This is a genomic window from Bradyrhizobium sp. GW821-FHT13H05, assembly GCF_058804065.1.
In genome coordinates this window covers 930,756-944,265 of the sequence record NZ_JBXAPO010000001.1, presented here as the reverse complement: position 1 = coordinate 944,265, position 13,510 = coordinate 930,756, and the positions used below count along the sequence as shown (strand labels likewise).

The 13,510-nt window shown below is 60.7% G+C and carries 11 protein-coding genes and 1 tRNA gene; 6 read left to right on the top strand and 6 right to left on the bottom strand.

What is annotated here, in order from left to right; translation table 11 throughout:
- Positions 1-31: 31 nt before the first annotated feature.
- Together AC1RR3_RS04420 and AC1RR3_RS04415 are read right to left on the bottom strand one after the other, a co-directional pair.
- Positions 32-874, bottom strand: coding sequence for a fumarylacetoacetate hydrolase family protein (locus AC1RR3_RS04420; protein ID WP_492819666.1), 843 nt, complete (start codon positions 872-874; stop codon positions 32-34).
- A gap of 248 nt (positions 875-1,122) precedes the next feature.
- Complete coding sequence (locus tag AC1RR3_RS04415; protein ID WP_492819664.1) at positions 1,123-1,971, bottom strand: MBL fold metallo-hydrolase; 849 nt, start codon at positions 1,969-1,971, stop codon at positions 1,123-1,125.
- Positions 1,972-2,102: 131 nt separating this feature from the next.
- On the opposite strand from AC1RR3_RS04415, the gene AC1RR3_RS04410 reads away from it, so the two are divergent.
- Entirely contained in the window at positions 2,103-2,534 is a 432-nt protein-coding gene (locus tag AC1RR3_RS04410) for a DUF3775 domain-containing protein (RefSeq protein WP_492819662.1), read from the top strand.
- 3 nt (positions 2,535-2,537) lie between these two features.
- On the opposite strand, the gene AC1RR3_RS04405 is transcribed toward AC1RR3_RS04410, so the two are convergent.
- The 4 genes from AC1RR3_RS04405 to AC1RR3_RS04390 all read right to left on the bottom strand — a co-directional run bounded on the left by AC1RR3_RS04405 (position 2,538) and on the right by AC1RR3_RS04390 (position 6,886).
- Positions 2,538-3,527, bottom strand: a complete 990-nt coding sequence (locus tag AC1RR3_RS04405; RefSeq protein ID WP_492819660.1) for an NADPH:quinone reductase — start codon at positions 3,525-3,527, stop codon at positions 2,538-2,540.
- Positions 3,524-4,306: an SDR family oxidoreductase gene (locus tag AC1RR3_RS04400; RefSeq protein WP_492819658.1), complete on the bottom strand. Its 783-nt coding sequence runs from the start codon at positions 4,304-4,306 to the stop codon at positions 3,524-3,526. Before AC1RR3_RS04400 ends, AC1RR3_RS04405 begins: the two co-directional genes overlap by 4 nt.
- 225 nt (positions 4,307-4,531) lie before the next feature.
- Positions 4,532-5,044: a CvpA family protein gene (locus AC1RR3_RS04395; RefSeq protein ID WP_492819656.1), complete on the bottom strand. Its 513-nt coding sequence runs from the start codon at positions 5,042-5,044 to the stop codon at positions 4,532-4,534.
- 261 nt (positions 5,045-5,305) lie between these two features.
- A complete protein-coding gene (locus AC1RR3_RS04390) occupies positions 5,306-6,886 on the bottom strand; it encodes a GMC family oxidoreductase (RefSeq protein ID WP_492819654.1) in 1,581 nt (526 codons plus the stop codon).
- Between the two features lie 581 nt (positions 6,887-7,467).
- On the opposite strand from AC1RR3_RS04390, the gene AC1RR3_RS04385 reads away from it, so the two are divergent.
- The 5 genes from AC1RR3_RS04385 (at position 7,468) to AC1RR3_RS04365 (ending at position 13,395) form a co-directional block, all read left to right on the top strand.
- Positions 7,468-7,544, top strand: a tRNA-Met gene (locus AC1RR3_RS04385).
- Between the two features lie 132 nt (positions 7,545-7,676).
- Entirely contained in the window at positions 7,677-8,975 is a 1,299-nt protein-coding gene (locus tag AC1RR3_RS04380; protein WP_492819652.1) for a tyrosine-type recombinase/integrase, read from the top strand.
- Between the two features lie 344 nt (positions 8,976-9,319).
- Positions 9,320-9,451 carry a hypothetical protein gene (locus AC1RR3_RS04375; protein WP_492819650.1) on the top strand — a complete coding sequence of 44 codons (132 nt, stop codon included), beginning with the start codon at positions 9,320-9,322 and terminating at the stop codon, positions 9,449-9,451.
- 459 nt (positions 9,452-9,910) lie between these two features.
- Positions 9,911-10,903, top strand: coding sequence for an AAA family ATPase (locus tag AC1RR3_RS04370; protein WP_492819648.1), 993 nt, complete (start codon positions 9,911-9,913; stop codon positions 10,901-10,903).
- A 17-nt stretch (positions 10,904-10,920) separates the two neighbouring features.
- The gene (locus tag AC1RR3_RS04365; RefSeq protein WP_492819645.1) at positions 10,921-13,395 is read left to right on the top strand and encodes a S8 family peptidase; all 2,475 of its coding nucleotides are present in this window, start codon (positions 10,921-10,923) and stop codon (positions 13,393-13,395) included.
- Positions 13,396-13,510: the final 115 nt, after the last annotated feature.

The following is a 13,510-nucleotide window of genomic DNA, read 5'->3' as shown; positions in this document are numbered from 1 at the left end:
CGACAATGGGTGTCTTGGAGTGCGCCAAAGTTCACGCCGCCACGATCTCCTGGCGCTGCTCGCCGAGACCCTCGATGCCGAGCGTCACGACGTCGCCGACATTGAGGAAGGTCGGCGGCTTCATGCCGAGGCCGACGCCGGGCGGGGTGCCGGTGGTGATGATGTCGCCCGGCAGCAGCGTCATGAACTGCGAGACGTAGGAGATGCACTTGGCCATTGAGAAGATCATGGTCTTGGTCGAGCCGGTCTGGCGGCGCTGGCCATTGACGTCGAGCCACATCGCCAGGTTCTGCACGTCCTTGATCTCGTCCTTGGTCGCGAGCCACGGGCCGACGGGGCCAAAGGTGTCGTGCGACTTGCCCTTGGTCCACTGGCCCAGGCGCTCGGTCTGGAAGGCGCGCTCGGACACGTCGTTGCAGACGCAATAGCCGGCGACATGGTTCAGCGCATCGGCTTCGGAGATGTATTTGGCGCGGGTGCCGATGATCGCGGCGATCTCGACCTCCCAGTCGAGCTTGGTCGAGCCGCGCGGCTTCTCGACCACGTCGTTCGGGCCGGACAGCGAGGTGTTGGCTTTCATGAAGATGATCGGCTCGGTCGGGATCGCGGCGCCGGTTTCCTTGGCGTGGTCGCTGTAATTGAGGCCGATGGCGACGAATTTCGAGATGCCGGTAACAGGCGCGCCGAACCGCGGCTTGCCGGAGACGGCGGGCAGCGAGGCGGGATCGAGCGCGGCGAGCTTTTTCAGGGACTCCGGCGAATAGGCCTCGCCGGTGAGGTCCTTCACATGCGCCGACAGGTCGCGCAATTGGCCGGATTTGTCGATCAGGCCGGGCTTTTCCGCGCCCTTTTCGCCATAACGAACAAGCTTCATTCTCGTTTCTCCCTGGAGATGGACCGATCGGTTAAATAGCTTCATGGAACAGGGCGGCGGGAAATTCAACCGCTCAAAGTGAGGCGCATTGCAGGCTTCTGGATTCGGTGGGCGGGGCGAGGTCTCGTGCCCCGGACGCTGCGCAGCACGAAGTGATGCGCTGCAGAGCCGGGGCCCATGTCGCGGCATTCTAGGTCCCGGCTCTGCGGAGCAGCGTTGCACGCTGCACCGCGTCCGGGACACGGAGATCACTCCAGCGCCACAAACCTGAACGCATCTCCGTCCCGCTTGATGTGCCCGGCGGAGAAATGACCGCCGATCACCAGCGTCGGGGTGTCGGCAAAGCGCGAGAACACCCTGCGCCGGGACGCGGCGGATTGGGCGGGATCGGTGTCGACGACCGAGCACCAGTCGAGATGTGCCATCTGGCAGGGGTGATGGGCGACGTCGCCGCTGAGCAGCCCTTGCGCACCGCCGGATTCGACCAGGACGCTGATATGCCCGGGGCTGTGGCCGGGTGTCGGGATCACGCTGATCTCCTCGCAGAGCCGGTGATCGCCCGGGATCAGCTCGACCCGGCCCGCATCGACGACCGGCTTCACGGAATCGTTGAACACCGCGACCTTGTCCGGCTCGGCCGTATAGTCGCGCCAATATTCATACTCGGTCTTGCCGAACAGGTAGCGCGCTTTGGGGAAGGTCGGCACCCATTTGCCATCGACCAGCTTCGTATTCCAGCCGACATGGTCGACATGGAGATGCGTGCACAGCACGGTGTCGATGCTCTCGGGCGAGAAGCCTGCCGCCGTCATGGTCTCCAGGAATGGCGTGCTGCGGTTGTTCCACACCGGGACGCCGCGGCCCTGCTTGTCGTTGCCAAGGCCGGTGTCGACCACGATGCGGCGCGTCGGCGTCTCCACCACCAGCGAATGGATCGACATTTTCAGCCGGCCCTCCTCGGTGGCGAAGTGCGGGATCAGCCAGGGCAGTTTCTGGATCTCGTCATTGGTTGCGGCCGGCAGGATGAAGCGGGTCGAGCCGACCGTCTCCATTTCGACGATTTTTGTGATTTTGACCTTGCCGACTTCCCACTGCATGCGGCGCGCCCCTGATTTTCTTGCTTTCGCGAAAGATGCGGCCTTCCGCCGTTGAACGCAATGGATCATCTGTCGCGATGTGGCGTTATCGGAGGAACCCGAAACCAGCCAGATCAACAAAGGGGGAGCCCATGCCAGAGCTAGCCATTTCCGCCGAGAAGGTCGCCTTCATCATCGAGAAGGCCCGCGAATTCGACGTCAAGGAGGCGGATTCCGATCCGGATTCGGGGTCCAACGCCGCGGACGACGGCGAGACCGACGTGCTGGAGGACAATGCGTCCGATCCGGTCGCGGCCGAGCTCGCTGGCTTCATCCAGGCCATGAACGAGGACGAGCAGCTCGACCTCGTCACGCTGATGTGGATCGGTCGCGGTGATGGCGACGCGGAGGAATGGGGCGATCTGCGCGCCCGCGCCATCGAGGCGCGCGCCGAATACAAGGCGCCCCGGCGCGAGGCTGTCCAATATCTGCTGGGCGAGCCGATGCTGGGCGATCTCCTCGCCGACGGCATGGACGAGCTCGGCATCGACTGGACCGACGAGCGGACCACGCCCGTATCGTAACTCTTAGCGCACGCAGTCCACGATGACGGTACCGAGCTTGTCGCCCTTCTCGACGGCGAGATGCGCCTGTGCCGTGTCGGATAGTGCAAACTGCGCCGCGATGGTGTGGATACGCGGCCCCGCCGCCAGCCATTTCGAGATGTCCGTCTGCGCCGCTGCAAGCAGCGCGGGCGGCAATGCGAACAGCACCAGCGCGCGGAGCGTGATGCATTTTTCCATCAGCTCGCGCATCGGCACCACAGGCGTGCGATTGCCGTTGGTGGCGTAGACTGCAATGGTCGAATTGACTGCCATCAGCTTCAAGGTGGTCGCGATGTTGCCGCCAAAATCGACATCGACGACGCGGTCGACACCGCGTCCACCGGTGAAGGCCATCGCCTTGGCGACGACGTCTTCATTCCTGTAATTGACGACAAGATCGGCGCCAGCGCGCCGCGCCTGCTCGCCCTTCATCGCCGAGCTGACGGTCGCAATCACCTGTGCACCGCCCCACTTTGCGAGCTGCACCGCATAGTGCCCGACCGCACCGGCACCGCCGGTGACCAGCACGGTCTTGCCGACAACAGGCCCGTCCGCGAACAGGCCGCACCACGCGGTCATCGCGGGAATGCCGAGCGTCGCGCCCTCCGCGAAGGAGAGATTGTCCGGCAGCGGCGTCACCAGCTGCTCGGCGAGCGCGATATATTCGGCAGCCGTGCCGAAGGCGCGGCCGTTGCGCTGGCCGTTGAACAGCCAGACGCGGTCGCCAATCTTGAAGCGGGTCACGCTGTCGCCGATCTGGTCGACAAAACCCGCGCCGTCGCTGTTCGGGATGACGCGGGGATATTCCATGGTTCGATACGAGCCGCCGCGCCGGCCGACATCGGCAGGATTGACGCCGGAGGCTTCCAGGCGAATGCGAACGTCGCCTGGGCCCGCGACCGGCGTCGCCATCTCACCATAGGTGAGGACGTCGCCGGCCGGTCCCGTTTGCTCGTACCAGACCGCCCTCAAAGCGTGCCCGGGAAAGCGCCGCCATCGAGCAGGATGTTCTGGCCGGTGATGAAGCCGGCCTTGGCGCCGCACAGGAACGCGCAGGCATAGCCGAACTCATCGGGCTGGCCGAAGCGGCCGGCCGGGTTGAGCTTGGCGCGTTCGGCCAGGACCTGCTCCGGCGTCGTACCGCGCTTGTCGGCTTCGCCTTTCGCGGTGCTGGTCAGACGATCCGTCTCGAACGGGCCCGGCAACAGGCCGTTGATGGTGACGTTGTTGATCACGGTCTTGCGCGACAGGCCGGCGATGAAGCCGGTGAGGCCGGCGCGCGCGCCGTTGGAGAGACCGAGGATGTCGATCGGCGCCTTCACCGCGGCCGAGGTGATGTTGACGATGCGGCCGAACTTGCGCGCCATCATGCCATCCACCGTCGACTTGATCAGCTCGATCGGGGTGAGCATGTTGGCGTCGATCGCCTTGATCCAGTCGTCGCGGGTCCAGTTGCGGAAATCGCCGGGCGGCGGGCCGCCGGCATTGTTGATCAGGATATCCGGCTCCGGGCAGGCCTTCAGCACGGCCTCGCGGCCGGCCGGCGTCGTGATGTCGCCGACGATCTCGGTGACCTTCACATCAGGATAGGCCTTCCGGATCTCGTCGGCCGTTTTCTTCAGGGCTTCGGCGCCGCGCGCGGTCAGCGTGACGTCAACGCCGGCTTCGGCCAGCGAGATGGCGCAGGCACGGCCGAGGCCCTTGCTGGATGCGCAGACGATGGCGCGGCGACCTTTGATCCCAAGATCCACAGTTTCACTCCCGTAATGTCAGGCAGGTTTTGGACGGGCCGCACTCTAGCCAATCGTGGCGCCGCTGATAAGGGAGGGGTTCGCGTCAAAATGCATGGCGCGCGCTGCGGCGATGCAAATGCGCAGGCATGATCCGGACCCGAAGGCCGCGTTAGCGAAAAGTGTGGAGCGGTTTTCCGAAAAGATCATGCCCAAACAAAAGCTATAGCGCGATCTCATCGCGCGCTAGATGCGCCGTTCCTGCTTGAGGCGGTCGATCGCGGAGGCGGCTTCCGGCGGCAGCGACTTGAATCCCATCTGCCCCACCGCCGAGAACAATGGCCGCAGGTGCGAGCCGGCCAGGAAGGGCGGCTGGTGGTTGGCCGGCACGATCTGGTCGAACACCAGCACCAGCGTGGTGGCGACGAGACCGACCCTGATGGCGCCGAGCGCGGCGCCGCCGAGCCGGTCGCCGATCCCGGCCTCGCGTATCGTGTCGCTCAGCGCCAGCCGGCCGATATATCCAAACAGCATGCCGACGACCACGAAGATGCCGAAAAACCAGATCCAGTTCTGGAGCAGCGACGGATTCGGATTGTTGGCGACCTGCGGTACGATCAGCGGCATCAGTGCAACCGCAATCGGCGCGGCGAGCAGATAGGCGAGGATGGTCATGGCGCTGCCGAGCAGCCCGGTCCTGAAGCCGAAGCCGACCGCAATCGCGAGTGCCGCGTAGACCGCGAGATCGAAACTGTTCATGAGCGAGAGCCTGCCATGGAACGAATGAACGCCGAACCGATCATTCCGGTTTCAGATCGTTAAAATCGTCTGTATTTTTCGCTCCAGAAGCTGGGGACCACGCGAATATCAGCCCTATTCGATGTCGGTAAAGGAACCATGCTCGCGATTGATGCGATCCGGGTGAGGGGGCCTCTCCGCGAGTCCAACTCTCACCCCATGCGCGGATAGAGGCCCCTCACCCCAACCCGCTCCCGGTAAGAACGGGGAGAGGGAGAAGAACTACCGGATCTCTCCCTTGATCATATCCGCCGCCTTCTCCCCGATCATGATGGTCGGCGCATTGGTGTTGCCGCCGATCAGCGTCGGCATGATCGAGGCATCGACGACGCGCAGGCCTTCCACGCCGTGCACCTTCAGCTTTGGATCGACCACCGCCATCGCGTCTGTGCCCATCCTGCAGGTGCCGACGGGGTGATAGACGGTGTCGACGCGACCCCGCAGGATGGCGCGGATGTCGTCGTCCGTTCTCACATCGGATGTGAACATGTCCTTCTTCTGCAATGCGCGCATCGCAGGCGTCTCCATCAGGCGTCGGGTGGTCTTGAAGCCCGCGACCATCGTCTCGAGATCCTCCGCCTCGCCCAGGAAGTTCGGATCGATCATGGGGGCTGCGAGCGGATCGGCGCTCTTCAGCCATACGCTGCCGCGGCTCTTCGGTCTGAGCAGGCAGACATGGCAGGAGAAACCCGCCTCCTTGTGCTTTTTGCGGCCGTGGTCGTCGAGCATCGCGATGACGAAGTGCAGCTGAATGTCCGGCACGTCGAGGTCGGGGCTGGTCTTCAGGAAGCCGCCACATTCGGCGAAATTGGTGGTCATCAGGCCGCGTCGCTCACGGCGATACCGCTGGATGGCGCGGAGCAGGGACGGCAGCCGGCCGAGCGATGAATGAACGAAGTGCGGGTAGTCGGACGCGTAGACGAACACGAAATCCGGATGGTCCTGAAGATTGCGCCCGACGCCCGGCAAATCATGCACGACGCCGATACCGTGTGCGGCAAGCGCCTCGCGATCGCCGATGCCCGAGAGCATCAGCAGCTGCGGTGACTGGAAGGCGCCGGAGGCGAGAATCACCTCGCGGCGGGCGTGCAGCTGCTTTGTCTGCTTGCCCTGCACATATTCGATGCCGACCGCGCGCCCACCCTCGAACAGGATCTTCGTGGCATGCGCCCCCGTCTCGACACGAAGATTCGCGCGGGGCTGCAGATAGGCGCGCGCCGCGCTCCAGCGCTCGCCCTTGTGCTGCGTCACCTGGTAGCTGCCGAGCCCTTCGTGATCCTCTTCGTTGAAGTCCTCGCGGATGCGGAACTGCGCCTCGCGCGCGGCCTGATGGAAGATGTCGTGGATCGGATTGTCCGAGCGCAGTCTGTTGACATGCAGCGGGCCGCCCTTGCCGTGATACGCGCCGTCGAAATCAGCGTTGTTCTCCGAGCGCTTGAAATAGGGCAGCACGTCGGCGTACGACCAGCCTTCATTGCCGAGCGAGGCCCAGTGGTCGTAATCCCATTTGTGGCCGCGGATGTAGACCATGGCGTTGATCGCCGAGGAGCCGCCGAGGCCCTTGCCGCGCGGTTGATAGCCGATACGGCCGTTCAATCCCTGTTGCGGCACGGTATCGAAAGCCCAGTTGGCCGCCCTGTATGGCAAAGCCAGCCCGAACGGCGTGGTGATCCGCCAACTATCGTTCCGTCCGCCGGCATCGAGCAGCGCCACGGATGTCGCCGTATCCTCCGACAGCCTTCCCGCCACCGCGCAGCCGCCGGAGCCTGCGCCCACGACGACGAAATCGAATGTGTCCGTCACCGATGTTTCCCCCTCGAAGATTCTTTGTTGCTGTTGTTGTTGTTGTCATTGCGAGCGCAGCGAAGCAATCCAGGCTATCGCCGCGGAGGGATTCTGGGTTGCTTCGCTGCGCTCGCAATGGCCGCCAGCCGGTCGAGCCGCCCGGCGAGATCAGGCGCCGCCTCAGCCCGCGACCGCGTCACCACGGCGGGAAAGACGTCGTCGAGCGCCAGAGGCGCTTGTCAAGGATTGGTCCAAAGCATGGTCCAAGGTTCGGGCCAAGATTCGGTCCATGGCGTTCCTCCCCAACTGGCTTTTCGCCTTTGTTTTGTTGCCGCAAGCTGGTCCTTTGTGGAACTTCTGGCAAGTGTGTGGCAAATCGGCCGGAATCCGGTCCCGCGACCTGTCATAAAGTCGAAAAAAACGTCCGCGCAGCCCTTTCCAAAGGCAGCCCGGGTTGGTACATACCCCTCGCGCCCGAGGGCTTTGCCCGGGGTTGCCTTCCAAGGAAGCCTTTGGGACGGGAGAAGCAAGCCACGCGAGCAGCGTCGGCCCTCCATCCACCGTCCCCGGCATTTTGACGAAGGCATGCAACAGTTTAACGCGGGGTGGAGCAGCCCGGTAGCTCGTCAGGCTCATAACCTGAAGGTCATAGGTTCAAATCCTATCCCCGCAACCAAATATTCGATGTAATACAAAGGGTTAGGCGAAGGCCTAACCCTTTAATTTTGCGTAAATGGCCTAGCGCACGCCTAGCACAAAGTTCGACGACCGAGCGGTTCCGCGCTATCCTGAGTTGAGGAGGTGCGAGATGGCTCGGCACGAACTCTTAGGCGGCCTCATCCAGGTCTACCGGCGCGGCGATGGCCGCCACTGGCACTGCTCCGCTTCGATTGATGGGCGCCAATACCGCGCCACAACTCGCGAGGACGACCTCGTCCTCGCGAAGCAATTTGCCGAGGATTGGTATCTCGCGCTGCGCGGCAAGTCGAAGGCGGGGCTTCTCAAAAAGAATGAGAAGACCTTCAAGCAGGCGGCCGACCAATTTTTGAAAGAGTACGAGGTTATCACCGAGGGACATCGCAGCAAGCGATGGATCGAGGGCTACGGCATACGGCTGCGCCTCCATTTGTTGCCGTTCTTCGGTGACATGGGACTCTCAGAGATCACACCTGGCAAGGTCCAGGAATATAGAGTGCACCGGATCGCTACCTCGAAAACGGGGAAGGCGCCGGCACGCAGCACGATCCACGATGAAATCGTGACGCTGCGGCAGGTGCTAAAGACCGCCATTCGGCACGAATGGCTGGCGCATCTCCCGGACTTCTCCCCACCCTATAAGTCGCAGGGAAAGGTCGTACATCGCCCCTGGTTCAGTCCTGAGGAATACAAGCAGCTCTACACGATGACTCGCGAGCATGCGAAGGCCAGCCTACCGCATCACCGCTGGAATGCTGAGCAGCTGCATGACTACGTCCTGTTCCTCGGCAACACCGGCCTCCGGCCTGATGAAGCCAAGAATCTCCAACATCGCGACATTACGATCGTGGAGGAGGGGCGTAAGGGCGACAGAATTCTTGAGATCGAAGTGCGCGGCAAGCGTGGTGTCGGCTACTGCAAGAGCACGCCGAGTGCGGTGCTACCTTATGAGCGGCTGCTTACCCGGGCCAAATATGTCCCGCAAGGAAAGGCGCGTGAGCGCAGGAGAAATCCTCGACCAGCCCCGGTGCCGCAGTATCCGCAGCCGACCGACCCGGTATTTCCGGGCAATCACATCAAGCTGTTCAACCGTTTGCTCGCTAAGCATACGTTGAAGCTTGACCGCGACGGCAAGCCACGAACGGCTTACAGCCTTCGCCACACATATATCTGTATGAGACTGATGGAAGGGGCAGACATCTATCAGATAGCGAAGAACTGCCGCACCAGTGTGGAGATGATCGAGAAATTTTACGCCGCTCACATCAAGAATACTCTTGATGCCTCGGCCATCAATGTCCGGCGTCCGAAGTCTGTCCGCCAGGTGAAGCCGGTGATTGCGAGTGAGCCTGCTATCCAGTTCAACCCGGCTGCAATTGAAGCCTTAGAATCCAGGGATACTGAAGTTTAGCGGGCCAAGCTGGGCACGCACTTAGAGCCCGGAGGGGCTCCTCTTACGAGCCGGTAGCGGCTCGCTTCTTGCGCGAAGGCGCACTTACTAACTGCTTGCTGATGTGTTCTTGCCAAGGGCAGTCGGTTCTGCATCAAGCTTTCGGCGGCGCTATGCTGATGCTCCTGCGGTGCCTTGCTAACCAGCCGCAGACTGCTCAACGCACTTTTCGCAAGGGGGCGCCAAGCACAATACGCCGATTCGGGCGAGTTTTAGCTTGTTCTGTCGAGCGTTTGGAGAAAGCAATTCCACCAAATACCACGGCCAGCGCGGTTGACGCGCAGGCTTAGTGGACCAGCGTCGAGATGATCGAGAAATACCATGCGGCGCACCTGAAGGACGTGCTGGACGCCAGCGCGATCAACGTCCGGAAGAAGAAGCCACCGAGGAAGGAAGTGGTGGAAATCCGCCGTGGAGAGCTGGAAACGCTGCGCTAGGTTGCTCAAACCATGTGCGAAAACTACTGGATTCTCTTGGCCTTAAGCCAATTGCGCCTTATAGATGGGCCGATGCGGGCGTGGCGAAATTGGTAGACGCATCGGACTTAAGCCATTGAGTGCCCTGGGGGGAAACCCCAGGAGCAGAACTGCTCAAAGTCGGGGAAACCTTCACTGGCAATCCCGAGCCAAGCCCCCTCCCGGGGGAAGGTGTAGAGACTAGACGGGCAGCACCTAAAGCCTACGTGCCAGGGTGAAGGGATAGTCCAGACCACGAACGCCTTATGGCGGCGGCGAAAGCCGAAGTGGTACGAAAATCCGTAGGGCCGTAAGGCCTGTGCCGGTTCGAGTCCGGCCGCCCGCACCACTTGTCACCAAACACGGCGCGCCAATTAGTACTGGTTGCCAGAATCTGCAACCTGAAGGTAAACTTCCCAAGTGAGCAGCAAAGCACGTCCCATGGCCAGCGCAGATCAACTCAAGGCGCTTTTAAAGGCATACGCCGAGGGTGATGCCGCTCAATTTCATTCGATCGCTATGCAAATCGCTGCTGGTGAAGCGCGCAGCGGACACGGCAAGCTTGCCGAGGAACTGCGTGATCTTATCGATAAGTCGCGAGCAAGAGTGCCATCGCCGGGGCCATCCCCAATTCCGCTCGCCCGCCCTCGTGGCGAAATCGCTGACCTTCTGACAGTTACGTATCCGCAAACGCGCCTGCAAGACTTGGTTCTTAACGCCAATACAAGAGCAATCCTGGATAGAGTTGTTCGCGAACATAAGACAATCCGAGACATTCGCGCGCACGGTTTGTCGCCTCGCAAGAAACTTCTACTGGTTGGCCCGCCAGGCACCGGAAAGACGCTAACCGCGTCGGCGATCGCAGGCGAATTGTCATTGCCGCTCTTTGTAGTTCGCCTTGATCGGCTCATTACCCGGTTTATGGGCGAAACAGGAGCCAAGCTACGCTTGATCTTTGACGCTATCGCACAAACCCGAGCCGTTTATCTTTTCGATGAGTTCGACAGCATCGGTTCCGAGCGCGGCCTAAGTAACGACGTGGGTGAAATCCGCCGCATCGTAAATAACTTCCTGCAAATGGTTGAGCAGGATGAGTCCGACAGCCTCATCATCGCCGCCACGAACCATCCAACCATTCTCGATCGCGCCGTTTTCCGGCGGTTCGACGACATTGTCGAATACTCACTTCCCAATGAGAAAGAAATCATTGCAGCTCTCAAATTCAAATTTGTTTCGAGAAAGATATCGGATGCCGTAAATTGGCAGACATTGGCCAAAAAGGCCAAAGGCTTGAGCTATGCGGACGTTACTCGCGCCGCTAGCGACGCCATCAAGCATGCTCTGATTGAACGCCGCGAGTTGACCAGTAAGGATTTGACCTCCGCAATATCAGAGCGCAAGAGCGTCCTGGCTCACAGGAAGCCTGTAAAATAACTCAAACGAAATTTTGAATGCCGCGCTATCCGCACCTGTTATTGAACACTCCTGCGGAAGCCGCACGCTACACTGCGACACGAGGACATTCTCCCCCATTCAATCTACCAGATCGCCAGCGGCCAACGCATGCTGCGCAACTACGCGGCGCGCTGGATACCGCGCGTGCTCAACGGGGGCAGTTCCCGGTTCAAGTGGGGAATGGTTTCTATGAGTCTCCTGGTATTATTTTGGCCTTCGAGAGTGACCCCAATTTCCCGCTGGCCTTCGAAAGCCTTGAGCTACGCAAGAGCGGCATCGAATTGCTGTCAGTCACGACCGACGCCCAAAACAGAACGGTTGCAACCGTCATCGTTCCTGACAACAAGATCACCAGATTTGTGAAGGTCCTCGAAGCCTATCGTGATGCGGTCCCCGGCAGGCGAGACAATAAGAAACTTGTCGAGAGCATCGCGAACATCAAACTCGCCACCCTGCGCGAGTTGTGGACCGATGATCCGGTGCTCTATCCACCCGCCAACGTTAGTTTTGTATGGGAAGTTTGGCTGCGAGCCGCTCAGGACGCGGACGAAGACCCGCTGGGCCGCTTACGCGGTGCAGCTAACGATTTTGGATACGAGATAGTCTCCAATGAACTCAGATTTGTTGACCGGACCGTTATCCTAGTCCGTGGCACGCCGGAGCAATTGTCGCGGGGCGCTGAGGTGCTGGGAATCATCGCCGAAGTACGCAAGGCCAAGGCGACGGCCGACCTATATTCGACGCGCAGCGCGGAGGAACAGACCCTCGAGGTTGAGCAAACCCTCGCGAGGCTCACTCCACCCCCGGCAGGCTCGCCGGTAGTGGGTCTGCTCGATACAGGCGTTAACCGTGGCCACCCGCTCCTCGCGCCAGTCATCGGCGACGCCGATACACAGGCGCTCAAGCAAGCATGGGGGGCTCACGACGGCAACCAAGGCGGCCACGGCACACAAATGGCGGGGCTTGCTCTGTATGGGGACCTAACGGAGATCTTGGAAGGGGATGGCCCAATTGAACTTACTCACGGCCTTCAATCGTTGAAGCTCATCCATCCCACAGATCATCACGACCCAGACCTTTACGGAGCCGTTACGATCGAGGGCGTTTCTCGTCTCGAAATCGATGCTACTCGCCGAAAAATCTACTGTATGGCGATAACAACGACCGACGGCCTAGACCGTGGTCGACCGTCCTCGTGGTCAGCTGCAATCGACAACCTCGCATTCGGGGCAATCAACGACACCCCGCGAATGATCCTGATTTCCGCAGGCAACACGGAAATCTCTGACAGAGCTGAATACCCCAACTCCAACGAGACTTCCTCAGTGCATGATCCTGCACAATCATGGAATGCTCTGACGGTCGGCGGCTACACCAACCGTGCCCTCATCGATACTGAAAGAAGCCCAGGCTGGACGGCTCTTGCGACTCAAGGAGACCTAGCGCCATGCAGCACAACTTCCGTGACCTGGCCCCGCTCCAATAAAACTCCGCTCAAGCCAGACATTGTTATGGAAGCGGGAAACATGGGGTCGCCGCCAGATGGAGCCGATCCCGACTTCCTTCCCGAATTGCAAATGCTGACGACCAACTACGTGTTTGAGGCCGGGCGACCGCCGCTCGCCGAGTTTAGGGATACGAGCGCCGCAACCGCCCTCGCCGCTAATTTGGCCTGCGCACTTGCGGCCCGATATCCGAACTATCGACCCGAAACCATCAGAGCTTTCATGGTCCACAGTGCACGTTGGAACGACGCCATGCGCGAGCGGATGAAGTATGAGGATGGTTCGCTCGACACCACCCGATTGTTGCGGACCTTTGGGTACGGTGTGCCTGATCCAGAGATGCTGTTCTACAGCGCGCAGAATAATCTGACGTTGGTGGCGGAGGAAACAATCCAGCCGTTCTTCCTGGACGAAGATAGAGCGATCAAAAGCAACGACATCAAATACCATAATTTACCCTGGCCCCGAGAGGCACTGGAAGCTCTTCCGCTCGATACCCCCGTGGAGATGCGTGTAACGCTCTCCTATTTCATCGAACCAAGCCCAGGTGAGCGTGGCTGGGATAGGAAATACGGCTACCCATCACACGGTTTACGATTCAAGGTCATCCGACCAACCGAAACGCTTGAGCAGTTTAAACTGCGCATCAACACCTATGACCGCGACGAGGACTACGACGAGGACCACGCGGGTGAGACCGGCTACTGGGAGTTGGGCACCGGTAAGCCGACGAACGGCTCTATCCATTCCAACACGTGGCACGGAAGTGCAGCTGAACTGGCGCGTCGTGGACACATCGCTATCCATCCGACCATGGGTTGGTGGCGCACGCGGAAAAAGGAAGGCCGCTATGGCCAATCGGTCCGGTATTCCCTGATAGTCTCGATTTACACCCCTCAACAGGAAATAGACATCTACACGCCGGTTGCTGTGCAGATAGGCATCGAGATTCCAATTGAGATTTAAACCTTGACCTATCAAACCGACGAACGGCTTAAGAGCTACCTTGACACCAACCAGCTAGCGCAAGAGCGCATGTGCGCGCCGCGCTCGCTCTAGATAAGCGCTTCTCAAACGTAAC